We start from the raw sequence: 26624 nt of genomic DNA on the forward strand, positions 1-26624 counted from the left end.
TCTTCTTTTTTGATCGTTTTTTACAAAAAAACAGCCATTTATCGCTCACAAGCCTCCAAACAACTCGAAAATCAATAGTTAAAAATAATCGATTGATATTCAATTAGTTGCAAGCGAATTTTTAAGATGATATTTATAAATACCACGAAAAGGTGTTAAAATAGGGTAGTTTTTTCATATACATTTACTTCATAATCGCAAAACAAAAATACTATGAAATCTTTTAAAAACTTTACTCAAAAACTAAACTTAAATAGTTCTAAAATAGCAAACCTTACACATACTATATTAGGAGGAGTTGCTTCTCCTGAATCTGGTGCATGTGCACAAGCACAAAGTAGACCAACGAATACGTATTCAATGTTATGTGGAAATGATACTGTAGATACTCAAAAATAAAATACAATTCTTTTTTTTCAATTATAAAATGCTATTTCGGAAACTGTGTAAAATTTCGACTTAGCATTTTATGTTTTAACTATCAAACCCAAAAACTCAATGAAGCTGAAGTTTCTCTTCCTACTTACAATTTGTATATGTTTTATTCAATGTGTTGGCACAAACACACAAAAGCCTTCACTTGCACTTGAAAAGGCAACAACAAACACCTATTTTTCTGAAAAAATTACAGATCCGTATCAGTACATGGAAAATCTTACAGATACTATGGTACTCAACTGGTTATCTGAACAAAATGAGCATACCAATACTACACTTCAAAAAATTTCAGGACGCGCCAAATTGCTTCAAAAAATAGAATCCTATGACAAATTGCGCTCAGAAACGATTTATGATTTAAAAATAACAGCTCCAAATGCTTATTATTACCTAAAAACATCACCTGATCATGTGGCAAACATTTTATGTTTTAGAGCAGGAATAACAGGACAAGAAGTAGAAATTTTCAATTCTAAAAATTACAAATCCAATACAAATCATAAGTATATCATCAACTATTTTCAGTCGAGCTGGAATGGTCAAAAAATGGCCATTAGCTTTACTAAGAATGATGAAGAAATTTCAGAAGTTGCCATATTGGATCTTGAAACACAAAAATTACACGATGAAATTATTGATCATTGTTGGCCATCCGAGTTAGGCGGAATTAATTGGCTTCCAGACGATTTAGGCTTTATATACACACATATTCCTGAGATTGACACCAAATCACCTAATTATATTTTAAATACATCAGCGGTATTGTATCGTTTAGGAACTGATCCAAAAAAGACCAAAACATTATTTTCAAAAGAATCGCATCCACAATTGGGTTTGCAAGCTGCTGATTTTCCTATGATTCATATTTTTAGCAAAGATCAAAAATACATATTTGGTCGTGTTGGCGGTATCGGATTTAAAGATTATTACTATGCTTCTATTGAAGATTTAGAAAAAGAAACTGTGAATTGGATCCCATTTTTTAAGAAAAAACACAAAGTAGAAAAGTTTGTTCCTGTGAATGATGAAGTTTATTTTTTAACAGCGCATTCTGCTGCTAATTTTCGTATTTGCAAAACCAATTTAAAACACATCAATTTTGACAATCCAATAGAAATTGTTTCAGAAGATAGTGTTCAAACACTCAACGATTTTGCAATTACCAATCAAGGATTATTTTATACAAAGACAAAAAATGGTGTACTTTCTAGCTTATATCAAGTAAAAAATGAAGAAACAAAACAGATTTCATTGCCACTAGCTGCTGGAAGTATTCGTATTTCATCTATCAATCCAACATATGCTGATATTTGGATTGAATCTGAAAGCTGGATTACACACAGGAATAGATATCGCTACAATCATGAAATAAGCGCTTTTAAGGAAGAAAACCTAACACCTGTTATCAATTATAAAGAATTAGATGATATCGTTATAGAAGAGATTGAAATCACTTCCCACGATGGCACACAAGTTCCTTTATCGATCATTTATAAAAAAGGTATGCAAAAAGATGGAGAAAATAGGATGTTATTGAATGGATATGGTTCATATAACTGGATTAACGCACCAAAATTGTATCCGTATTTATTGTATTGGCTTGCAGAAGGTGGCGTATATGCAGTTGCACATGTTCGTGGTGGTGGTGAAAAAGGCGCAACCTGGCACAAAGCAGGTTTTAAAGCTACAAAGTCGAATACTTGGAAAGATTTTATTGCATGTACAGAATACTTGATTACTGAAAAGTATACATCTCCTGAGCGATTTGCCGTTTGGGGCGGAAGCGCTGGCGGAATTAATATTGGTAGAGCAGTTACTGAACGACCAGATTTGTATGCAGCTGCTGTGATTAGAGTTGGTTTGCTGAATACAGTACGCTCAGAAATTGCGCCAAATGGTCAAAATAATGTAAAAGAGTTTGGAACCGTTAAAAATGCTGCTGAGTTTAAAGCTTTATTAGAAATGGACGCATACCAACATGTACAAAAAGGAACGGCATATCCTGCAATGTTCCTTACTGCTGGTTTGCGAGATTCTAGAGTTGCCGCTTGGCAACCTGCAAAGTTTGCTGCGCGTGTACAAGCCGCAACTATTAGTGATAATCCTGTATTATTAGCTGTAAACTTTACAGAAGGACATGGTTTTGATCGTACTGGTCAAAGCAAACGCAACGAACTTGCTGATATTATTTCATTTGCTTTGTGGCAAACTGGTCATGAGAAGTATCAGGTGAAATAGAGTTTTGAAACCTCTCAATACTCAATTCTTACATCTTAATACTAACAAAAAAAGAGCGCTATTCCTAGCGCTCTTTTTTTTATGATATATATTTGAAATCTTACATTCCTGTAATTTTCACGTCGTCAATGTGGTATCTTGTTTCAGCTCCACCATCAGCACCTAAGTATTTGAATGCTACATGAACATCTCCATCTAAACAAGAAATGTTAAGGTTTGATCCTACAAAGCTACCAAATCCTCCACCACCAACTGGAATGTTAGCGTCTACTAATGTCCAATCTGTTGTAGTTGGATCACCTGTAAAGTTGTTTGTTACGAATACCTCTAAGATTGTTCCTGTTTCGAAGTTTGCAGAGATCTCAAAAGATAATTCTTCTTGCGTAGTTCCGTCAAGGTTGATTGCTGGTGTTACTAACCAAGCTTCTAATGGGCTTTCTCCTGTTCCGAAAGCAGATATTTTCATGTATCTGTCTCCACTAAATGAACTGTCTTCATAACGCTCAGAACCTCCTGAAACATTTACGTTTGTCCATCCTAAAGCATCTAATTGTGCTTCATTTGTAATAGCTTGGAAGTCTTCTTCAAAAATTGTTGTTGCAGTAGAAACTGGTCCTGTACAATCTAATACATCTGGATCACAACGTACAGTTTCTGTAAAGTTGATATCAGCTAACGTATTGATTACTAAAACATTTGCGTCATCTCCGAAGTCTCTTGTGAAAATTCCTTGAATTGTTCCTTTGTTTTCGTCAACTGTTAACGATTTGAAGTCAGCAAATGTACTTGATTGTAATGAGATGATTCCACCTTCTACACATTCTTCAAGACTTCTGAATCCATCAAAACTATCAGATGCTTCACCTGCGTATGTTAATCCAACATCATTTCTACTAAACTGTACTCCATTTAATTGGATTAGTGTGTTTTCATCAGCTTCAGTTAATTCACCAACTGTTGTTGATTTTGGTGTAATATTTTCAACTTCTGATCCACGAATTACGAAATCTTGTAATTCGAATGATTCGATTTGATCGATATCGTTTCCGTTTGGTTTTCCGATAGCATATACTCCATTTTCTAATCCGATCGCTAAACCGTTCATTTTGATATATACTTTTCTACCGAATCCGTAACTACTAAATAATCCAGATTGGTTGATATCTACACGAAAACCTAATCTAGGATCTGCATCAGAAGTAGATCCGTCAGTTTTGTTTTGAATTACTAATTCTTCAAAGAAGTTTCCAGCTTGATCACTAGATACTACATATCCTTCAATAATGATTTCATCTTCGTCAAGTCTTATTTCAGCAATGTCATCACCACTTGCAACAGCTTGTTGGTATCTTGCTACCATATTACCAAAAGTAGCGTTTGCAGTTAGTCCTGGATCAACAACTGTTGTTCCTGTAGGAATTGCAAATTCATCGTCTTGAACACAAGAAGTAATAACTAATCCCATAATTCCTAAGGTAGCTATTAAACTAAATATTTTATTTGCTTTCATTTGTTCGATTTTATGTTTTTTCTGCGCAACTTAAAGTTACACAATATTTTTTGTTTTTTTTAGAATCTAAAATATAAGTTTACGAAGTAAGTTCTTCCTCTACCTTGCCAGTATCTGTTTCCAAATACTCTTGTTTCTAGTGCAGAATCATCTCTTAATTCTCTGAAGTTAGCATTTCTTCCTTGCTCAAAACCACCAGTTTTGTATTCTTTGTCTAATACGTTACTGATACTTGCGAAGAAACCAACATAGTAATCTCCTAATTTCCATGATTTTCCACCTACAAGGTTTACAAGCATGTAATCATCAAATTGTTCTTGTCTTAATAATTCACGTGCCAATTCAGGATCGTAATCATTAAAAACTTGTCCGTCAAAATCTGTGTAGAAGTTACTACTTCTTTGTAATGGACTTACATCAATGTATGCATTAGAAAAGAAATTTGTTGTTGCTCCAAACCACCAGTAGTCAGGATCTCTATATTCAAATCCTAAAGACATTGCTCTTTGTGGTCCACCAGCAATTTTATAATCTTTTAGTGTTGACTGTCCTAAGTAACGTGTTCCATCTTCGAAATCTTCAGAAGATAAGTATAAGTCAGGATTGTTGTCATATGTAAACTGTCCTAGAGACGCTACACCTTTTAATTTTATAGTAGATGTTGCTTGTACTTCAATTCCAAGTTCTCCACCTAAGTGTTTTTTATCAACACCTTGTAAAATTTCTTGAACAAATGCTTGGTTGTCTCCACCAATACCATCTGCAAAGAAGAAAGAAATTTCATTTGCGTCTTGCATTTTTGTATAGTAACCAGTTAATCTAGCTTTTACAATTGGAGATCTGTAAATATAACTTGCATCAAACGAAGTGATTTTTTCTTCACTGATGTTTGGTACTACGTTATGATTTTCTCTTGAGTTAGAGAATGTATTACGAATTGATGGTGCTTTTGTAATGTATGCTCCATTAAAATCAAATACATGACGACCTGTTAATTTGTATGTCAATCCACCTTTTGCTCCAATACCAGTAAATGTTTGTTTTTCACCTTCTCCAAAAGAGTTATTAGCGAAACCTCCATTTTGATATAATCCTGTACGTTGGTAGCTTGTATTTTCAACACTAGCAGCTACAAAGAAATCAACTTTTCTGTATTTGAATTGTGCTTGTGCAAATCCACCAACTGTATTTGATTGAATTTCGAAGTTGTAACGAAAACGATCTCCTTCTGTTACTAATCTGTTTGGATTTCTAACATCGTTTTGTACACTGTTAGGATTTCCTATTAAATCATCTGCAAAATTATCAACATCTAAATATGCTCTTCCACCAAGTAAATCTGTTACTTCTGCGAAGTTTTCAGATGTTAATGAAGTAAAAGTAGCTCCTGCATTTACAGTAATGTTATCATTGATTGCAGTGTTAAAGATTGTATTTGCCGTCAGTTGTCTGTCGTCAGTTCTATCTTCATATACAATATTGATTGCATTTCCACCAGCAACTAAGTTATTTTGGTTTGCTGCATATAAAGCTGCCCAGTTAAGTTGTCCATTATTTACAAACTCTTGTTGTGCTCCAAATTCTAATGCTGGATTGTCTGGATTGTTTCTAGCGAAGAAACTTGGTAATTTTTGGTAATACGTTGGACTTGGGTTTACACTACTTCCAATTGGAAATCCGCTAGCATCTAAGTCAGTTCCTCCAAAGTCTAAACGACTTCTACCTTGCTCACCAAATTGGTAGGCAACATTTGTATTTAATGTAGTGTTTTCAGCAATATCCCAATAATGGTTTAACATTAATATTGGCTCTATAACTTTACGCACTCTTGAATTACGTTTTTCACCATCTTGGTATCCCCAATAGTCATTGTATTGAACACCTTTAAGGTCAAATACTTCTTGTGTATTTGCAGAAGATTGTCCTCTTCTGTTTGGTGCATAGATTCCTGTAAAGTTTAAGCTATGCTTATCGTTTAATTTCTTTTCAACTGAAACGAATAAAGAATTTGCGTCGTAGAAAGTACCGTCGTTAAAACCTTCATCTCCCCATCTTCTTCCTGCAGAAACTGTATACGCCCATCCACTTTCAAGTAAACCAGAAGAATATGATACCATAAGTCTGTTGGTATAACTTCTGTCTGAAGACGAATACGTTACTCTACCACCTTCTCTGTATTGAGAAGCTCTTGTATTAATGTTTGTTGTTCCTAAGATTCCTCCAAAAGTATAGTCTGAAGCGCTTAGTCCATTTGTAAGTTCTTGATTTCTTACAACATCATTTAATCCTCCCCAGTTACTCCATTGTGGTCTTCCGTTGAACTGTTTGTTCATTTTAATACCATTAATAAGTACTGTTCCATTTTCAGAATCTAATCCTCTTACTCTAAAGAAAGTAGATCCAAATTCGAACGCGGCAGTTCTTAAAAAGATATCTCTTGACGATTGTAGTAGTCCTGAGATGTTGTCTGCTGCTGTAGAATCATCATTTAATTCATCATCAGTTAATGAAATAAGGGTAACATCTTCCTGAATGAATCTTTTTAACAAGATTGTTCCTAAGTCAAGTCCTTGACCATCTATAACGGTTACTGGCATTCTCAAAACTGAGTATCCATCTTTAGTGAATATAATATCCACTTCGCCCGCAGCAACATCTGTTAATTTAAAGACTCCAGATGCATCAGTAACAACTTCTTTGTTGTTGCCTGCAACTGAAACCAAAACATTTTGAACGGCATCATCCGTGTTGGCATCAATTACCTTACCTGTAATTGTGTTTTGTCCATTGACAAGCCAAACTGATAGCAATCCAAATAAAAAAATAAGTTTTTTCATACTGTAATTTGCAATTAATTATTATTTAAGTTTAAAAAATCTTTAATAACGACGGGCAAATGTACATTATTTATAATTAATAACTACTTTTGGTCTATCTTTTGCATAGATTGTTTAAGTTAACATAACATTTATTAAATGAAAATCCTTAAATCCCTAGTTATACTAGCTTTTTTATTGGCATTTACCCATGGTTGGGCACAAAAAAAGAAGCAGTTTAAAGTACAGACAATTGCATTTTATAATGTAGAAAACTTGTTTGATACAATTAATGACCCATTGAAAGACGATGAGAAGAGCCCAATGATGGAAATTCAAAGAGATCGTTCGAAGATTTATGAAGATAAACTTTCAAAACTTGCCAGAGTTATTTCTGATATCGGATATGATGTTGCAAAGACATCACCAGCTATTTTAGGTGTAGCCGAAATTGAAAATAAACAAGTATTGGAAGATTTGGTAAATCATCCTAAGTTGAAAGATTCCGATTATGGAATTATACATTTCGATTCTCCCGATAAACGTGGAATTGACGTAGGCTTGTTATATAAGCAAGGTGTTTTTCAACCACATAGTTTTTCTAAACATCCTTTATTTATATATAATGGTGAAGATAGAGTGTATACCAGAGATCAATTATTGGTTTCAGGAGTTTTAGATGGTGATGAGATACATATTATTGTAAACCACTGGCCATCGCGAAGTGGTGGAGAAGCACGAAGTAGACCAAAACGTGTTAAAGCTGCACAATTAAATAAGCGTATTATTGACTCATTGCAAAATGTTGATAAGCATGCGAAGATTTTTACGATTGGCGATCTAAACGATGATCCTTTTAATACGAGTATGAAAGAAGTATTAAAGACAAAAGATAAGCGTGAAGACGTTAAAGGAAAAGATTTGTTTAACCCAATGGAAGCAATGGCGAAAAGCGGAAACGGAACATTAGCGTATAGAGATGGTTGGAATTTGTTTGACCAAATTGTAATGTCTGCTCCATTATTAAAGAAAGATTTTTCAGAGTATAGATATTATAAAGCAGGAATTTATAATAAAACTTATTTATCAAATAAACGTGGACGCTATAAAGGATATCCTTTTAGAAGTTTTTCTAGCGGAAGCTATACAGGTGGTTATAGTGACCATTTTCCTGTGTATGTACATTTGATTAAAGAGGTGAAGTAATTTAAAAAGACGTTAGATCGCTTTGCTATTAGAGGCTTCTGAATAACAGAACACAGATATAAAAAAATCCTTATCGTAACCGATAAGGATTTTTTTATATGAAGTATTGAAATGTTAGTATTGAGAATTGAGACAAGTGAATAACTCACTTCTCATGTTACTAGTCAACACTATTTTTAGTCCTGATTGTAGTGGCATCCTTTTTTTGCTTTGCTATATGGCAAAAAAAGATATAACGTAAAGCAGGAAGTAACTCAAAAAAGATATTAGATCGCTTCGCTGATAGAAGTTAGATGTGAGACTAGTTTATAGTTTATCTAATACGCGAAGTCTACTTTAAAAAATAGAGTCCTGCTTTTGCAGAAATGACAATAAAAACAACAATCCTTGCCATAATTGACAAGGATTGTTGTTTTTATATATAGTGATATGTTTTATTTTTCTAACCTAACCACTGACTCCAAGGTAATCTTGAAAGGATAAGTAATAATCCTAAACCATAGAAGAATGCAATTTTTCCGAAAGCTCTTTTCGCTGTTTCTTGCTTTTTATGTTTAGACCAACCTATGGTAATGAATACAATAGCTAAGATTCCAACAAAAGGATGTTCTAACGCTAGTAAACGTTCTGCTGAAGTCATTCCGCCCATTCCACGATTGGAAATCATACTCATTCCAAATGGTGATGCGAAATATAGTATTAGACCAATTAATAGTTGTAAATGTGTAAAGATTAGTGCAAATAACGAGATACGTAAATCTTTGGAAGTGAATTTTTTACCAGAAGCAAATCCTATAATTGCGTTGGCTACAGCTACAATTAAGATTAAAAGGACAAAATATGCCCAGTATGAATGCAGCATTTTTACAGTATTATACATAAGTTTATTTTTAGTTGATACACAAAGGTACTTATTTTTATGATACAAAAAAGCCTCGCAATGCGAGGCTTTTATAGTATTTATTTTTGTGACTACTTCTTAGAATGTGTAACGTACACTAAAGTTCCACGTTCTTCCAAATCCGAAGAATGCTTTGTTTCTTGTGTTAATTCCGTCATATGTATCATCTCCTGCGTCAGCAAATATGTTTGTTTGCGATTCAGCTAAATAAGTAGTGTTGAATAAGTTGTTTACGTTTACTCTGAAAAAGATGCTATTGCTCTTTTCTTTTCCAACTAACCACTTGTATGACATACCTCCGTCAAATAAGCTGTATGCTGGTAATTGTAAAGAACCTTGGTGATCTTCCTCATCAAAATCTTCAGCGTTGATGTCTGCATATAAATCATCAGCTCTAAACCAAGCGATATCGAATTTTAAACGCTCTACTGGCTCTAAAATTGCAGCTAAACGCATTGTAGTTTGTGCAGCATTTCCAACTTTTACGTCGTCTAAGAATAATTGATTTTCTCCAATTACTGTTTGGTTCTGATCAAATGCAGGTCCAGAAACATCTCCACCATATTGCCAATCTCCAACAGATAACATTCCTCTTAACGTTAACATGTCTATTGGGCGGTATGAAGCTTCTAATTCAACTCCCATGTGAACTTGTTCTACTCCTTGTAAGTTTGTAGTTCCTTGCTCATCATCAGATGTATCAGTTGGCGTATTGTTTACATCAAATCTACTTGAAATTCTGATAAATCTATCTTTCCAAGAAGTTCTATATAAGTTTACGTTTACGTTTAATTTTTCAGATTTGAATCCATATCCTAATTCAACTCCAAATACTTTTTCGTTTACTAGGTCTTCGTTGATATCGTTTCCAAAGTTTAAGAATACTGAATCAAATAAAGGTTGCTTAGAGTAATACCCAGCATTACCGAATACGTTGTGGTTTTCGTCAATGTTGTAGTTCAATCCACCTTTTACAGTTCCTCCAATGATGTTTTCCCAATCAGAACGTTGTCCGTCAGCTACTGCTACTGAAAAGAAATCTTCTCTACTAAATGCTTGGTTAGATCCTGAGAATTGTACGAAAGCAGAAATTTTATCTTTCTTATATTCTAACTGACCAAAGATTCCTAACCAACGTACATAACCAATGTTATAGTAGTCAATTTTGTCTTCATCATCAATGTCTTTAAATACATTTACGATAGAACCAAAGTCTGAAGAGTATGTGCTTGTTAATACTCTATCAGGATTGTTTACATCATCATTATCTCTGTATGCATCAGCTCCTAATAAGTTATCAAGTCTTCTATAATGGAAACCTTTGTAAGTTCTTGCATCAAATCCAACATCTAACGTTAAGTTTTCGTTGATTCTTGTATTTAAGTTTGCTAATAAACCAAACCAGTTATGAGAGTTTACAGAAGCTCTTCTTGTAAGACCATTATCTCTACTATCATTAATGAATAAACCATTTTCTTGGTCAGTTCTTTGGTATACGTTTCCATCAGAGAACGTTACAGCGTTACCTTTGTTGTATTCTACAATTTTATCCCATTGTACTTCACCATTTTGTTGGTTTCTGAAGATATCACTAGAAGCAAAGTTGAATCCTGGTAATCTTCCGATGTCTCCAGTTCCACCACCACGTCCAAAAGAAGCGTATCCTACTGTTGATAACTTAGTGTCGTCAGAAATGTTCCAATCCCAGTTTAAAGATAATACTGGTTTGTGGTAAAAGTTTCTTCTCCAGTTAAATTCTTCACCATTTAATGTACCATGGTTAAAGTTATATTTGTCACCGTACTGTAAGTACTGTCCAATTGTTGCAGCGTTAAAGAAACTTGTTGTTCTTTGGTTGTGAACTTGTGGCGCACCAGTTGCAGAAAATTGAATGTCGTGTTTTCTGTCTTCGTCAGTCCATCCAAATCCTAAGAAATAGTTGTATCCTTCAAAAGCAGTTCCATTAATGTATCCGTCTCCAGCTGTTCTACTGAATAATCCAGTAAATGCGAATCCGTTTTCCATTCTTCCTGTCGAGTAAGAAGCAATTGTTTTAAGATAGTTATCGTTACCTAACGTAGTTCCAACAAATCCACCTTCATTTCTTTCTGTTGTTTTAGTTACAATGTTTAATGTACCACCAACAGATGAAATTGCTAATTTAGAAGAACCTAAACCTCTTTGTACTTGAATTGCAGAAGCAACTTCAGCCAAACCAGTCCAGTTACTCCAGAAAACAGCTCCGTTTTCCATATCGTTTACTGGAACACCGTTTATTAATACCGCAGTGTTTCTTTGATCAAACCCACGAATGTTAATTCTTGAATCTCCAAATCCACCACCAGATTTTGTAGCATATACAGAAGGTGTAGCGTTTAATAATTCAGGAAGTTCTTGGTTACCTAATCTTTCAACAATTTCTTCAGCTTTGATTGTAGATACTGCTACAGGAGTTTCACGCTCTTTCGCGATATCAACAACCCCAACTATTACTACCTCATCTAATGAATTGTCAGAAACTAATGTAATAGTTCCTATATCCTTTTTTCCTCCAGTTACACTGAATGTAACAGTTTTTGTTCCAAATCCTACATAAGACACTTCAAGTGTACCAGTAGCATTTTTTACATTTAAAGCAAATTTCCCATCAAAGTCGGTTGATGTTCCATTTTTTGTCCCCTTTACAATTACACTTGCACCTGGTAATGGACCTGAATCTCCGTCTACTACTGTACCTGTAATTGTTCCTTGAGAAAAAGCAGTTGATGTTGCAAAGAACATCGCTACTACTAGAAACAAATTGTAAATTGTTTTCATAAGTTTTATTAGTTTATTTAATGCCGCAAAAATCGCATTTATTGTGCATGCATATATTAAGCGAATGTTAAATGTTTTAACATTTTCTCAAATTTACACTTTTAACTTATTTGATTGTTTTGTAGCGAATTAAGATATAAACTAAATTATTAACACTTATTTCCTGCTTTCTTTAAAGAATTTTAAAAGATTTACTGTAGAACTGTCATGTTCCGCAATTTCAGTACTTTTAATGTCCGTTAAAATTTTAGTTGCAAGTTGTTTTCCAAGCTCAACTCCCCATTGATCGTAGCTAAAAATATTCCAAATGACACCTTGTACAAATATTTTGTGTTCGTATAATGCAATTAATGCTCCTAAACTTTCAGGTGTAAGTTTGTCTATTAATATAGTGTTGGTTGGCTTGTTTCCTTCAAATATTTTATAAGGAAGTAGTTTTTCTATTTCAGAAGCTTCCATTCCTTTTGCTGTTAATTCAGCAATGACTTCTTCTTTTGTTTTTCCATTTAGCAATGCTTCTGTTTGTGCAAAGAAGTTTGCCATCAGTTTTTCATGATGATCTTCATTGTTTTTTAATGAATGTACATATCCAATAAAATCTGCAGGAATTAGTTTTGTTCCTTGATGAATTAATTGAAAGAACGCATGTTGTGAATTCGTCCCAGGTTCTCCCCAAATTAATGTTCCCGTTTCATAGTTGACACGATTTCCTTTTCTATCCACACTTTTACCGTTACTTTCCATGATTCCTTGTTGCAAGTATGCAGCAAAACGATGTAAGTATTGTGTATAAGGAATAATCGCTTCGCTTTCCGCACCATGGAAATTGTTATACCATATACTAAGTAAAGCTAATACTACTGGAATATTTTGATCAAACGAAGCTGTTTTGAAATGTTCGTCCATATCGTGCGCACCAGTTAATAGTTTGTCAAAATTGTCATAACCAGTTGCCAAGCTTATGGATAAACCAACGGCACTCCAAAGTGAGAAACGACCACCAACCCAATTCCACATAGGAAATACGTTTTCAGAAGCAATTCCGAATTCGTTTATTTTTTCAAGATTTGTAGAAACCGCTACAAAGTGTTTTGCGACTGCTTCCTCAGCTTCATGCGATAAAAACCATTTGCGAATTGTCATCGCATTGGTTAAGGTTTCTTGTGTTGTAAATGTTTTAGAAACAATGACAAATAATGTTGTTTCTGGGTTTAAGTTTTTGATTACTTCCTGTACATGATCACCATCAACATTAGATACAAAGTGTACATTTAAATGATTTTTGTAATGTAGTAATGCTTCCGTTACCATTGCCGGACCCAAATCCGATCCACCAATTCCAATATTTACAACATCTGTAAAAGCTTTTTCAGTGTGTCCTTTTTTGCTTCCAGAAATGATTGCGTCTGAGAATTGTTTTATTTTTTCTTTTACTTGATATATTTCCGGAATGATATTTTTTCCATCAATATGTACTTCGGCGTTTTCTTTTTCGCGCAAAGCGGTATGCAATACAGCTCTACCTTCTGTTTCATTGATGGTATCACCTTCAAAGTATTTTTGAATGTTTTCTTTTAACTGTAATTCCTCTGCTAATTCCAACAATAAATCCATCGTTTCTTGAGAGATCCTGTTTTTTGAATAGTCTACATAAAAGTCTTTCCATTGAATGGAGAAACGATTAGCTCTGTCTGCGTCTGTTTTGAAATATTCTTTTAACGCAAACGATTTCGTTGCATAGAAATGCTCCTGAAGTCTTTTCCAAACTTCAGTTTCTGTAGGGTTTATGTTTGTTAACATGAGTTTTAGTTTATAGCAGTTATTGGTGCTTGTTCTATGGTTTCTTCCTGTGGAAGCGGCACTTCTTCAATTCCGTCGATTTGAATTTTTAACGGTTTGATGTACTCTAAATACGACGCTTTGAGAGTTGCGTCTATTGGATCAGCGTCTGGTAGTTTTTGTTTGAAAGGATCTACTTGTCTTCCATTTTTCCAGAAACGGTAGCATACATGCGGACCGGATGTATTTCCTGTCATTCCAACCCAACCAATTACGTCTCCTTGTTTTACAAAGTCGCCCACTTTTACTTTACGCTTTTTCATGTGTAAGTATTGTGTGGTATACGTACTGTTGTGTTTTACTTTTACATAGTTTCCGTTTCCACCTCTACGGGCAGATTCAACCACAACTCCATTAGCCGTTGAGATAATTGGTGTTCCTCTTGGTGCAGCAAAATCCGTTCCTTTGTGTGCTCGGATACGGTTTCCGTATAGTTTTATGCGTCTTCTAAGATTGTATCGCGATGTGATGCGTATATTTTTAAAAATCAAAGGTGCTTTTAGGAATGCTCTACGTAAGTTTTTAGCGTTTTCATCATAGTAATCTACAATTTGCTTTACGCTATCAGTTTCAAATTCAAACGCATAGAATGGTTCATCATTGTGTTTGAAATATGCTGCTTTTATTTTTTCAATTCCCACGAAAGTGGTGTCATTTATATACTTTTCAGTAAAAATAAGCTTGTATTGATCGCCTTTTTGTAAACGAAAGAAGTCAATAGTCCATGCATACATATCTGACATGTCACCTACTAATCTTTGACTTAATCCAGCTTCATCGATAGCGCCAGATAATGAACTTGTAATAACGCCCGATGTTTCTTTTTCTACAATTTTTACAGGTTTGCTTTCCGTGTACGCATTGATAGAATCTTTGAATTTGATTACTACATAGTCAATACTATTTGGCTGATAAATAAAACATTCAGGACGATTTAAGGAATCACCTTTTGTACATAATAGTGTGTATGGTTTTCCAGCAGTAATTTTACTGATATCAAATGTATCTTTTGTTTTTTCTACAATATTGAACACCGTACCGTATCCAATGTTATTTTTTTCGAGGATTTTTCCAAAACTGTCTCCACTTCTTACGGTATCTTTTACAACAACAAAGTCATTTAAATGAAACCCAAACTCCATTGGGTCAGGAGCAGGCATTTCTATTTGCACAGTTTCTTTTTCTTCTTCTTTGGTTTCTTTACATGCGTTGAAACCCATTAACAAAACTGTAAGTAGTAAAATTTTCCCTATTCTCATTATTTTCTTTCTGTATTGAAGATATGATCTACCCATTCTTTTCCCCAGTCATTTTTTTCATTTTCGCTCCAAATTTCAGGAAAAAAGATCACTTTCTGAAAACTTGGAGGCAAATATTTTCTCCAATTTGTTCCACCAGTAGCTTCAACCGTCTTTTTTTCGCGTCGTAAATAGCGATATGCTGATCCCATATGCATTAATGGCCAATTGACATTTGCATTCAAATCTAAGCTTTTTAATGCCGAAATTAAATTTTTGTTTTGTTTTATGTCTTCAGGCAACGCTAAATAGCGGTGATATATTGTACTTACTTTGACTTCATTGGCAATTCGCATGAAACGCGGCGTATAACGATACTCAAATTGTTTGAGTGTGAGTGTCTTTTCACCTGTTTTACTATCTGTCGCACCTTTTTTCCAATAAATGTTTTCGTATAAATCGTCTAGAGTGTTTTCTACTGAAAATTGATCACGTACTGTATGATGCACTAAGTTTTCCAGTGGTGTAGAGTAGAGTTCAATCATTCTGTATTGTGCAGATTGAAATCCACTTGCAGGCAACAACGACATTCTATAGTTTAGAAATTGTTCTTTTTCCATACCATTGATCATGATTTCGAAAGAAGATATTAATGCCTTTAGGTAATTGTTGATTCTGTGCACACGTTTTGTAAAGAATTCTGCCGTTTGCCCTTTGTCATCAATGATTTGCTTTTGCTCATGAATGATGAGTTTAAAGTACAATTCTGTGATTTGATGATACATGATGAAGATTTCTTCATCAGGGAAAAACGTACGCGGTATTTGTAAACTGAGTAAAGTGTCTAAATGAATGTAATCCCAATAGGTAAGGTATCTTTGGTGTAATAAACCGTCAAGATAAGAACCTAAGTCTTGCCCAGAATTTGTGTATTTCTTGTCTAATTTTTCAATTCGTTCCGCAATTTCTGGTGGAATTTCCATACTTTTTTTAGTCTACTATTATTTTGAAAGGATGTTTTAACCCTTTGAATGCATCTAAATCTGCTTTTAATGAACCTACTGCCAAGCTCGCTTTGATACGAATTGGAATTTTGTTTTCGTCATTAGAAACCCATAGCGTTAAACTTTCGTTTTCTTTAAAAACACGTCCAGCTTGCACATATGGTCTAAATTTTAGACAAGCAACTTTTCCAAATTTGGTGCGCATTACTTCTTCGCCTAAATATTTTAACTTGAATTTGAAGTTTTCTTTGTCAAAAAACATGTTTAACACGATTTCTTGACCAACTTTTATATCTGAGATATCGTAATTGTTACGCAAGTAATAGAAAGCCGATACCATGTCTTGTACATTTTTTTCTATGCTGTACTCTTTTTGGGTATTGTGCTTCTTATTGTTTACTAATGCTTTTTCCTTTTTGTAGTCAAAGTTTATTTCAATGTCTTTTGTGTGTCCACCTTCGTCAATTTTACGAATAAACTTGTATGGTTTTCCAGTTTCTTTATCAAAATAGCTTTCGTAGTTGTCATTTACTTTGAAAAACCAACTTGCAAATCCTGTAGTTTTTCCTTTTCCAACAACGTGATATACGCTTTTTCCGTTAAGAAATTCGTCTTTGACTTCTAGCGTTGCATAGCTTGCGTTTATAATTCCGTAATGGATTCTAAACTTGAACCATTCGCCAGATTTGAAGGCAGTATCTTTTTGTTGTGCTTGTAATGCAATGCATGACAGCAAGAATAGTATAGTAAGTGTACGTTTCATGTTTAATGTAAAGGTTTGTAAAAATAATAAAATCCTCATTACTTTTTGTTAATTTATTGTTGGAATACAATTACTATTCCAAAAAAAAGCGTCTTGACTTGTTTTGGCTTAAAAATAAACTGAATTTTTGACTATTTTTACGTTAGTATGTAGCCTCTAAATTTTACAGCCTGTATGTATGAGTTATAATTTTTAACTGTAAAAATAATAGTTGACAAATATATCATTCAAGAATATATTGTATATTTCTGATGACTTTACGAGCCGACTTCTTACAAACATATATTATGATTACACATATTCATTGGATACTATCAACCATTAGAGTTCAGGCATTATTTTATATTTTTTTGTGTGCTTTTATATTTCTCCCTACTAAAACAAAGGCACAAGAATCAAGTATCAAACTTGACACGTTAATTACTGAAAAGGTACGAGATTTTATTTCAGAATCTGATTCTATTGATAAGATTGAGGAAATGATTCAAGATACTTTTGATGAAAAAAAGGATACAATTTTGGGGTTAGCCTATTGCAATATTTTTCTCGAAAGAGGAAAAAAACAAGAGGATTATAAAATTCAATATTTTTCCAGTTTTCAAATGGCATATATATATTATTTTATACCTGATTATAATCAAACTATACGATATGGAAATTTATCTGTAAAATTGGCTGCTAAATTACAGGATACACTTCAAGGTATTTCTAGTAATACGTTATTAGGAAATTCCTTGTATGTAATAGGAGATTATGATGAATCATTAAAATCTTATTTGGCAGCAAAGGAATTGTCAAACCTTATGGAAGATTCGCCCTATGAGATTTTATGTTTGACAAATATTGCAAATACACGCTTAAAATTACGTCAGTTTGAAGATGCGCTGAAAAGTTTTAATGCTATTTTAACTATTGTAAAAGAGAAAGATAGTGCTACTTTTCCTCAATATAATGAAACGTACTTAAGCGCAACTTTAGGCAAAGGTCTAACGCTTTCCGAACTAGGTAGAGTTGAAGAGGCTGAACAAACGAACAATAAAGGAATTCAATTTAGCAGAGCTATAAAAGATAAAAAACACGAAGGTTTTTTCAATATTAATTTAGGTCATATTTATTATAGGAAAGGACGTTACCATAAATCACTCGGTTTTTTGAAAGATGGAAAAGATATGTTGCGTGATTTTAGTGATTTGGAGAATAATAAATTCATTGCTGATTTTTTTATCGCGAAAAACTATTTTAAACAAGAAAAATATGAGGAAGCTATTGCGCTCTTAAATACAATTTTTGAACGTATTGGTGATAAAACAAATACCGATAAGACTGTAGAAATGTATCAACTTGCTATTGATATTTCCATAATTCAAAAGAATACAGAAAAGGAAGCATTTTACTTAAGCAAGCAAAAAGAGATTATTAAAGAGAAAAGCGAGAAAAAGTCATTAGCCAAAGATTTATTACATGCAGATGATTTAAAAGACATCACTATTAAAAATGAAAAACTCACAGATGAAAAAGCCAAGGCTCAAGTTGATAAAAGCATCATTTTAACGGTCTCTATTATTTTACTTTCAATTATTTTATTGATTTTTTTATCGTATCACAGAAAAACCAAACAGAAAGAACAAAAATTTCTAGCCATTATTGAAGATATTTCAAAAAATAAAGTTGCTGCAAAAACACAGAAAGTTTCTCAGGTTTCCAATATAAAAGATGAAAAAGCAAAAGCGATTTTAGAACAGCTTCATGAATTGGAAAATACAAATTTTTATCTTTCTCAGGATGTTACTTTGCACACCACAGCAAAATTACTCAATACAAATACAACCTATTTATCAAAAGCATTAAATGCGGTCGAAAAACAATCCTTTAATCAATACTTAAATAAACTCAGAATTGACTATGTTTTGGTAAGATTAAAAGAAGATGCTGTGTTTCGATCATATACAATTCATGCAATTTCTACAGAAATAGGTTATAAAAGTGCCACAACCTTTATTAAAGAGTTTAAAAACAAAACGGGACTGAATCCATCGTACTATGTTAAAAAAATTAAGAATTGATAGGTGTATTTTGTTTAAATTTATAAATCTGAACAGTTACCTTTTGTAGTGAACATTTAAATATTCATACTTTACTGAGTATAAATTAAAACTCTATTGTTATGAAATTAAAAATTTACACACTCACCACATTATGTTTGTTTTTCATGTTAAAAATAAACGCACAGTCTACCTACAGTACTGCGAGCATCAATAACCAAATTGATTTAACGCTCTTGGTCACAGATGGTCCTTCAGGGCAAGAATTCAGCTTACTCGCTGAAAATTATCATGATGTTTTTCATCAAGTTGATTTTATTACTTATAACATCAGTCTGGATTATCAGTCAGAACTGCATACTACAAGTTATTTCAGGCTAAGATGTCAATTTCTAAGGATACCATCTTCTACTGATCCTGTAAGTTTTGCTGATTACCCAATGCTAGGTGCAACAGCTCCTGTTATTATTCCTCCTGTGAAGAAGAAGAAAAGAGAAGCTAGACCTTTAGGAAGTTATCCGTATCTAGCAAAAGTCTCATATCCTATACGTCCAACAAATTATGAGGTTACCATTGAATTATTAATGTATAAATCTTATGAAGATTACATTGCAGCAAGTGATGATTTCATTGTTAAATCAATGAAAGTTATATATATAAATGCAGCGCATAATTTGCCAAGTAACAGAAATGCTTCAATGGTTACATATCCCAACCCAAGTATAGATCATCTCATTATAGAGCACACAAATACTACAAACGGAAATGCCCCTTTAGAAGTAGTTATTTTTAATAATAAAGGAGTTCAAGTGAGCCAGCATACATTGGTTAATTCTAGCACGGAAGCAAATAGCTCCTTATATAATTTAGATACTTCACATTTACAAAACGGAACCTACTACGTTCAACTTTCGTATGAAGGGAAAACGCAGGTCAAAACTATCATAAAAGAATAATTCTTTTTAATCTCTAATAGAAAGCTATCTACATGATTTTTTATATAGATGGCTTTTTTTTAAAACTCAATTGTTATGAATTTAAAAATTTTCACACTTACAACATTGTTCCTATTTTTCATAGGAAACACAAGCGCACAAACTGTTATTCAAACTCCAGCAGATGATATTTCAAATATGACTTTGCTAGTTGAAGACATTTCAAATAGACAAACATTTACCTTAAATACAGAGGCTATTCATCATTTCACACCTGGTAATAACTATGGTTTTAGAGTTCTTCTTGATTTTCGGTCGGAGACTCGTAATGTAACTTATTTCAGATTGCGATACACTTTTGCTGTATTAAATTCGGATGGAACTATTGATCATTCTGAGCCATTTATGGGAGTAACGGCTCCAGTAATTATTCCTCCAGTTAAAAGAAACATAATTAATAATTACAGACCTATAGGATTGTATCCATATTTTATTCATAATACAGTTCCTTTGTTCCCACAAAATTATAGAGTTACCATTACTTTATATCGCTATCAAAATCTCCAAGATTATCTTGATGGAAACGAAAATTATACTGAAGGACCTTCTGTAAAGTATACATTAAAACCATTTAGCGGCTCTACATCTGCTGGAAGAAACGCTAACGTAACAACGTATCCAAATCCTAGCGTGAATCAAGTATTTATTGAATATACTAATATAGCTTCAAGTACTATTTCTTCAAAGCAAAATCCTATACAGGTTAATGTTTTTAATAAACAAGGAATAAAAGTGAAAAGCTATAATGCAATTAATTCTAATGCAAAAAACGGTAATGTTTTGTACACTATAGATACTTCACAACTATCTAAAGGAATGTATTTTTTTGAAATTATAAACGGAAAACACACACAAATCAAAACTGTTATAAAAGAATAATACTAATTTATCTTAAAAGAAAACCATCTACATGTAATGTGTAGGTGGTTTTTTTATACTTCTCACGCTAGATATGCACAAATTTATAAATCTGAAAATACTTCGTTTGTTTTGAGAAATAGTGCTACATAACTTTGAATTGTCTTGATCGAGATAGGTCGCATCCGAAAAACCTGAATAGAGTAGGAATCAATTCAAAAAAATTTAATGTTATGAAGAAACTATTTTTAAAATCGCGCTATTTCGTGCTTGTCTTCTCAATGATTGTAGTATCAGTATATATTACAGGTTGTCAAACAGAAGAAGTTACAGCTGAACCAGAAGATACAATTACAAACAGTAAAAGTATTCAAGGTGGAATTCCCTTTAATCCTGATTTTAGACCGCCAAATATTCCCAATCCACCATCTATTGATGCGCATTGTGTTGTAAGACTTGCGTATTTATCATACTTAGAGCGCTGTCCTGAAAATGCAGGTGTTGTAGGTTACTGGATTAATATTTTGAATACTCAACAATTTGGAGGATTAGCAAAAGGATTCATTACATCGTCTGAAGCAAGCCAGAAATGGAACTCTCGATACCTTAATTTTTTAAGCAGAAATAATATTACGAGTCATCAAATTAACAAGAAAGTGTATATCGCTTACAGAGGTTTATTATTAAGAGAACCTGATGTATCTGGAGGAATATACTGGACAAACATTTTGAATACTAGAGGAATTTTAGCTGTCGCAAATGGTATTGGAAATTCTCCAGAATTTGGAAGACGCAGAAATGGATTTCCAACAGAATGTAGCAATGCAGCAAATCAATGTACTTTTTAAAATTAAGCGTCACCATCAATTAAATCAAAAAAACAGCAACTGAACTATCTAAACATCAATTAGATAACATTTATAATTTTTTTCTCATCAATCAAAATTACGAACAGTTGCTTTTTTACATAGCGGAATCCGAAAAGCTTATAGAGTAGGAATTATTTTAATATTCATTAATCATGAAAAAACAAAAATTTCAAAAATTAGGAATTAGAAAATCAACTATTTCTCAATTAAGACAAAACCAACTTAACGGTGGAGGAACATTTACCTGTCATGGTAATTCGTGTTGTCCAACAGAAGCTGCTACCTGCGCTAATACTTGTGCCAATACATGTCATCCTTTATGTGGAACAATATCTCCAACAGACATCTGTCCAGAATCTAGATATTGTCCAGCTTAATGTTTAGGTAATTTATTTCAATCAAATACATCAAATTACGAACAGTTGCCTTTTTACATAGCGGAATCCGAAAAGCTTATAGAGTAGGAATCATTTTAATATTCATCAATCATGAAAAAACAAAAATTTCAAAAATTGGGAATTAGAAAATCAACTATTTCTCAATTAAGACAAGACCAACTTAACGGTGGAGGAACATTTACGTGTCACGGACACTCTTGTTGCCCTACAGAAGTTGCAACATGTGCAAATACATGTGCGAATACATGTCCTGTTAACTGTGGAGTAACAGTAACATGTACAGGTACTGGGACAGGAACTAGAGATACTAGATTTTGTCCAACAATTCAAATATAATTTCTAACAATTGAATGATGAAAAAGGCTGTCTAATAATATGTTAGACAGCCTTTTGTACGTAGCATTGCTTCAAATAAAAAATTAAGTAAAAAAAAACTCGATCCGTAGATCGAGCTCTTTTTTTATTAACCAACCAAAACTTTATTATGAAAAATTTCTTTTCTTAAAGTCGCAAAAGGAAACCACTCGCTTTTGCACTGCAAATATATGACGAGAATTATATTATGCAAGCATAGTATTTTACTTTAACAGTATTTTTATGCTCACAATGGTAGTTTGTCTATGTTTTTTAGTGAATTCGCAATAAAATGGTTTTTTTACTACACAATACTCAATATTTTCCCATATTTACTTTAAAAGAAGACATAAAAAAAGCCCGATCATAGGATCGAGCTTTTCTTTATTTATTAACCAACCAAAACTTTAAATTATGAAAAATTTCTTTTCTTAAAGTCGCAAAAGGAAACCACTCGCTTTTGCACTGCAAATATATGACGAGATTTATACTATGCAAGCACAGTATTTGACTTTAACAGTATTTTTATATTCACAACTGTATTTCGTCGATGTTTTTTAATGAATATTCAATAAATTTTTCATTTTACTGAGAAATATTCAACATTTTGACAGTTTTTAGTTTTGTGTTTTTTGGTTATTCTATCGTTTTATAGCCTTCCAAATTGGTAATTCCCCAATTTTTCAGCTCTTCTTCACTCCATAATTGAGGAAAAAAGATTCTTTTTTGATATTTAGGATGCATATATTTTTGCCAATCGCTTCCGCCTGTAGCTTCTGCATTTCCTTTTTCAGAGTTTATATATTTTCCAGCCGCATGATAATGATGCATTACCCAACTTATATTTACCGTATGATCATAATGACGCATTGCATTAATTAAACTTTTATTGTTTTGGTAGTCTCTAGGCAATTGCTTGAATTTTGTCCAAAGATTGATTGTATTGTATTCTTTCATCCATCCGATAAGTTCTTTTTTATACTTATCATCAAAGTTGACCATCAATTTACTGCGTTTCCCAGTTTTATGATCATTCCCTGCAACTTGCCAATACATATTGTTATATGCGTGTAAATATGGCGTTTCACGATCAATTGTAGTTCTAAATCTGTAATCTATTAGATTTATTAATTCTGTGGAAGCAATTTCAATTTTACGGTATTGCGCTGACTGAAAACCACTTGCAGGCGTTAATGTGTCACGGAATTTCATGTATTGTTCTACTTCCATTCCGTCGCCCATAATGTCAAATGAGTTGGAAAGCATATCAAAATAACGACTGATACGCATCAAATGCATCACAAATTTATCTGGTTCAATGTTTTCCGTATGTGATATTTGTTGCATTTCCCACAAAATCATCTTAAAAACCAATTCATTGATTTGATGATACATGATGAAAACCATTTCATCTGGTAATTGTGTACGTTGCGTTTGTAATCCTAAGAGTGCATCTAATTGAATGAAATCCCAATATTTCATAGGTTCTGCGTGTAATAACCCTGAAAGATGCACATCAGGATCTTGTCCCATATCCAAATATTTTTTGTCTATGGCAGCTAGTAATTCTTCTCTAGTCATGTTGTATTTTTTTGGAGAGAAATTTATATAAAAACGTACACTTCGACATTGCTCAGTGTACGTTTTTGATAATTTTTATTTTATAATGTTCCGCGCGCTTCTTGTTCTCTTTCAATCGCTTCAAATAGTGCTTTGAAGTTTCCTACTCCGAATGATTGTGCTCCTTTACGCTGAATTACTTCAAAGAACATTGTTGGTCTGTCTACAATTGTTTTTGTAAAGATTTGTAATAGATAACCTTCTTCATCTCTATCAATTAAGATTCCGTGTTTTCTTAATTCATTAATATCTTCATCAATGTCACCAACTCTTTCTAATAAGTCATCATAATACGTTTCAGGAACGTATAAGAACTCTACGCCTCTTTCGCGCATTTGTGAAACCGTTTCAATGATATTATCCGTAGCAACTGCAATGTGTTGTACACCAGCACCATTATAAAAATCTAGGTACTCTTCTATTTGTGATTTCTTTTTTCCTTCTGCTGGTTCGTTGATTGGAAATTTGATTCTACCATTTCCGTTACTCATCACTTTACTCATTAATGCGGTGAATTCTGTAGAAATATCATCATCTGTAAACGAGATAATTTGCGCAAAGCCCATTATTTTCGCATAGAAATCGCACCATTCTTTCATTTTCCCCCAACCTACATTACCTACCATGTGATCGATAAATTTTAGTCCAACTGGCTCAGGATTGTAGTGAGACTCCCATTTTTTATAACCTGGTAAAAAGATTCCGTTGTAGTTTTTACGTTCTACAAAGATGTGAACTGTTTCTCCATATGTATAAATTCCTGAACGTACTACATACCCATTTTCATCTTCTTCTCTAGTTGGTTCCATGTATGGTTTTGCGCCTCTTTTGGTCGTTTCCTCAAATGCTTTAGTAGCATCTTCTACCCAAAGTGCAACAACTTTTACGCCGTCACCATGCAAATCAATGTGCTCGTTAATTTCTCCACCTTTTCCAAGTGGCGTTGTTAAGACTAATCGAATTTTATCTTGCTTTAATACATATGAAACTCTGTCTTTCATTCCTGTTTCTAATCCAGCATAAGCTTCAGATTGAAAACCGAAAGCTGTTTTATAGAAGTGCGCTGATTGTTTTGCATTTCCAACATATAATTCTACATAGTCTGTTCCAAGTAATGGAAGAAAATCTTGTGCGTCTTCAAATAATTTTTTGAGTCCGTATTCTGTATTTTGTAAATCTTTTAAGTTTTTTATTTCTGCTGCCATCTTTTTGTTTTTTTAGTGCATTCGCAATTTGTTTGAGTTTTCTGTGTAAATAATCAATTGTATTTACCACATTGCTCGTATGTGCGTTGCAATTTTAGTTTTGTGTGTCATCAGTGTTCACTATTTTCTAACCAAGATTTGTAATAATCTTCATCCGCAATTTTCATTGCTTCTTCTGTCACTTGCAATGGCTTGAATGTATCTACCATTACAGCTAATTCTTCTGTTTCTGTTTTTCCAATACTTCGTTCTGCAGCTCCTGGGTGCGGTCCGTGTGGAATTCCTGCCGGATGCAACGAAATATGTCCTGCTTCAATGTCGTTTCTACTCATGAAATCTCCATCAACATAGTATAAAACCTCATCACTGTCAATGTTACTGTGATTATATGGTGCTGGAATACTTTCTGGATGATAATCGTATAATCTCGGTACAAACGAACATATTACAAACGCATCCGTTTCAAATGTTTGATGTACTGGTGGTGGTTGGTGAATTCGCCCTGTGATTGGTTCAAAATCATGAATTGAAAACGCATACGGATAGTTGTAACCATCGTATCCAATAACATCAAAAGGATGTGTTGCATAGACCATTTCAAAAATATCGCCTTGTTTTTTTACTTTGATGAGGAAATCACCTTTTTCGTTATAGGTTTCTAATTCTTCTGGTCTTCTAAGATCGCGTTCACAGAATGGTGAGTGTTCTAAGAGTTGACCAAACCAGTTTCTGTAACGTTTTGGCGTGTATATTGGTCGATACGATTCTACAATGAATAATCTGTTATCATCTGTATCGAAGTCTATTTTGTATATGATTCCGCGTGGAACTAATAAGTAATCTCCATATTTGAAATCAAGATTTCCAAGCATTGTGCGGAGTTTCCCTGTTCCTTTGTGAATGAAGATGAGCTCATCAGCATCTGTATTTTTATAGAAATATTCGCGAGTTGATTCTTTCGGCGCAGCCAAAATGATATTGCAATCACTGTTTGTCAACACTATTTTTCTACTGTCTAAGTAATCTTGTTCAGGTGCTACTTGAAATCCGCGTAAGCGATACGATTGAATGTTGTTTGCTTTCGCAATTTTTGGCGCAACGCTGTATTGTTTGCGTATTTCTTTTACTTGTGTTGGTCTGTGTTCGTGATAACTGTTTGTGGACATTCCGTCGAAACCAATAGTTCCAAAAAGTTGTTCGTAGTATAAATCACCGTTTGGTTTTCTAAATATCGTGTGTCTTTTAGGTGGAATATTTCCTAGTTTATGATAAAAAGGCATATTGTTATTTTTTTGTAATCGTAAAAATGATGTGATAAGATATAGAAAAATGTGAAGAATTTAGTTCACATTTAGCAAAAAAACAACGCTCTCTTATTCAGGGTTTCGTTTGATAAGATAGTGTAAGTGTGCTAGTAAGTCGTTCCAAAAAGGCTTCATGTACTCTTTTTAGTTTGAATTTAACGGATCATTTTTTCGTCCGTACACAAATATCGGAATTATTTAGAGATTTC

General features: G+C 33.3%; 20 protein-coding genes. 9 read left to right on the forward strand and 11 right to left on the reverse strand.

Going from position 1 to position 26624, the window contains the following annotated elements; all coding sequences use genetic code 11:
* Positions 1–213: 213 nt before the first annotated feature.
* Together ACUUYC_RS05945 and ACUUYC_RS05950 are read left to right on the forward strand one after the other, a co-directional pair.
* A complete protein-coding gene (locus tag ACUUYC_RS05945; protein ID WP_474264585.1) occupies positions 214–399 on the forward strand; it encodes a hypothetical protein in 186 nt (61 codons plus the stop codon).
* A 99-nt stretch (positions 400–498) separates the two neighbouring features.
* Positions 499–2676: a prolyl oligopeptidase family serine peptidase gene (locus ACUUYC_RS05950; RefSeq protein WP_474264586.1), complete on the forward strand. Its 2178-nt coding sequence runs from the start codon at positions 499–501 to the stop codon at positions 2674–2676.
* 100 nt (positions 2677–2776) lie between these two features.
* Here ACUUYC_RS05950 and ACUUYC_RS05955 read toward each other — a convergent pair whose 3' ends face one another.
* Positions 2777–4186 (reverse strand): DUF5689 domain-containing protein, encoded by a 1410-nt coding sequence (locus ACUUYC_RS05955; protein WP_474264587.1) that lies wholly within the window; start codon positions 4184–4186, stop codon positions 2777–2779.
* Positions 4187–4245: 59 nt separating this feature from the next.
* Entirely contained in the window at positions 4246–7023 is a 2778-nt protein-coding gene (locus tag ACUUYC_RS05960; protein WP_474264588.1) for a carboxypeptidase-like regulatory domain-containing protein, read from the reverse strand.
* Positions 7024–7161: 138 nt separating this feature from the next.
* Here ACUUYC_RS05960 and ACUUYC_RS05965 point away from each other — a divergent pair, with 138 nt between their 5' ends.
* A complete protein-coding gene (locus tag ACUUYC_RS05965) occupies positions 7162–8208 on the forward strand; it encodes an endonuclease/exonuclease/phosphatase family protein (protein WP_474264589.1) in 1047 nt (348 codons plus the stop codon).
* A gap of 442 nt (positions 8209–8650) precedes the next feature.
* Here ACUUYC_RS05965 and ACUUYC_RS05970 read toward each other — a convergent pair whose 3' ends face one another.
* From ACUUYC_RS05970 to ACUUYC_RS05995, 6 genes are all read right to left on the reverse strand, one after another.
* Complete coding sequence (locus ACUUYC_RS05970; RefSeq protein WP_474264590.1) at positions 8651–9088, reverse strand: hypothetical protein; 438 nt, start codon at positions 9086–9088, stop codon at positions 8651–8653.
* A gap of 99 nt (positions 9089–9187) precedes the next feature.
* Positions 9188–11926, reverse strand: a complete 2739-nt coding sequence (locus tag ACUUYC_RS05975; RefSeq protein ID WP_474264591.1) for a TonB-dependent receptor — start codon at positions 11924–11926, stop codon at positions 9188–9190.
* 156 nt (positions 11927–12082) lie between these two features.
* The gene (gene pgi / locus ACUUYC_RS05980; RefSeq protein ID WP_474264592.1) at positions 12083–13726 is read right to left on the reverse strand and encodes a glucose-6-phosphate isomerase; all 1644 of its coding nucleotides are present in this window, start codon (positions 13724–13726) and stop codon (positions 12083–12085) included.
* A gap of 5 nt (positions 13727–13731) precedes the next feature.
* On the reverse strand, positions 13732–15024 hold the full coding sequence (locus ACUUYC_RS05985) for a peptidoglycan DD-metalloendopeptidase family protein (protein WP_474264593.1): 1293 nt from the start codon (positions 15022–15024) through the stop codon (positions 13732–13734).
* Complete coding sequence (locus tag ACUUYC_RS05990; RefSeq protein ID WP_474264594.1) at positions 15024–15986, reverse strand: tryptophan 2,3-dioxygenase family protein; 963 nt, start codon at positions 15984–15986, stop codon at positions 15024–15026. Before ACUUYC_RS05990 ends, ACUUYC_RS05985 begins: the two co-directional genes overlap by 1 nt.
* A gap of 7 nt (positions 15987–15993) precedes the next feature.
* Positions 15994–16770, reverse strand: coding sequence for a DUF3108 domain-containing protein (locus tag ACUUYC_RS05995; RefSeq protein ID WP_474264595.1), 777 nt, complete (start codon positions 16768–16770; stop codon positions 15994–15996).
* Between the two features lie 287 nt (positions 16771–17057).
* On the opposite strand from ACUUYC_RS05995, the gene ACUUYC_RS06000 reads away from it, so the two are divergent.
* From ACUUYC_RS06000 to ACUUYC_RS06025, 6 genes are all read left to right on the forward strand, one after another.
* Complete coding sequence (locus ACUUYC_RS06000) at positions 17058–18833, forward strand: tetratricopeptide repeat protein (protein ID WP_474264597.1); 1776 nt, start codon at positions 17058–17060, stop codon at positions 18831–18833.
* 146 nt (positions 18834–18979) lie between these two features.
* Positions 18980–19768: a T9SS type A sorting domain-containing protein gene (locus tag ACUUYC_RS06005; RefSeq protein ID WP_474266356.1), complete on the forward strand. Its 789-nt coding sequence runs from the start codon at positions 18980–18982 to the stop codon at positions 19766–19768.
* 75 nt (positions 19769–19843) lie between these two features.
* Complete coding sequence (locus ACUUYC_RS06010) at positions 19844–20686, forward strand: T9SS type A sorting domain-containing protein (RefSeq protein WP_474264598.1); 843 nt, start codon at positions 19844–19846, stop codon at positions 20684–20686.
* Positions 20687–20898: 212 nt separating this feature from the next.
* Positions 20899–21513 (forward strand): hypothetical protein, encoded by a 615-nt coding sequence (locus ACUUYC_RS06015; protein ID WP_474264599.1) that lies wholly within the window; start codon positions 20899–20901, stop codon positions 21511–21513.
* 173 nt (positions 21514–21686) lie between these two features.
* Positions 21687–21911: a hypothetical protein gene (locus ACUUYC_RS06020; protein WP_474264600.1), complete on the forward strand. Its 225-nt coding sequence runs from the start codon at positions 21687–21689 to the stop codon at positions 21909–21911.
* 111 nt (positions 21912–22022) lie between these two features.
* The gene (locus ACUUYC_RS06025) at positions 22023–22268 is read left to right on the forward strand and encodes a hypothetical protein (RefSeq protein ID WP_474264601.1); all 246 of its coding nucleotides are present in this window, start codon (positions 22023–22025) and stop codon (positions 22266–22268) included.
* Positions 22269–22922: 654 nt separating this feature from the next.
* Here the strand turns inward: ACUUYC_RS06025 and ACUUYC_RS06030 are convergent.
* From ACUUYC_RS06030 to ACUUYC_RS06040, 3 genes are all read right to left on the reverse strand, one after another.
* The gene (locus ACUUYC_RS06030; protein ID WP_474264602.1) at positions 22923–23867 is read right to left on the reverse strand and encodes a tryptophan 2,3-dioxygenase family protein; all 945 of its coding nucleotides are present in this window, start codon (positions 23865–23867) and stop codon (positions 22923–22925) included.
* Between the two features lie 80 nt (positions 23868–23947).
* The gene (gene hppD, locus ACUUYC_RS06035) at positions 23948–25111 is read right to left on the reverse strand and encodes a 4-hydroxyphenylpyruvate dioxygenase (protein ID WP_474264603.1); all 1164 of its coding nucleotides are present in this window, start codon (positions 25109–25111) and stop codon (positions 23948–23950) included.
* Positions 25112–25221: 110 nt separating this feature from the next.
* Positions 25222–26391 carry a homogentisate 1,2-dioxygenase gene (locus ACUUYC_RS06040; protein WP_474264605.1) on the reverse strand — a complete coding sequence of 390 codons (1170 nt, stop codon included), beginning with the start codon at positions 26389–26391 and terminating at the stop codon, positions 25222–25224.
* Positions 26392–26624: the final 233 nt, after the last annotated feature.

The organism is Kordia sp. E, assembly GCF_056033805.1.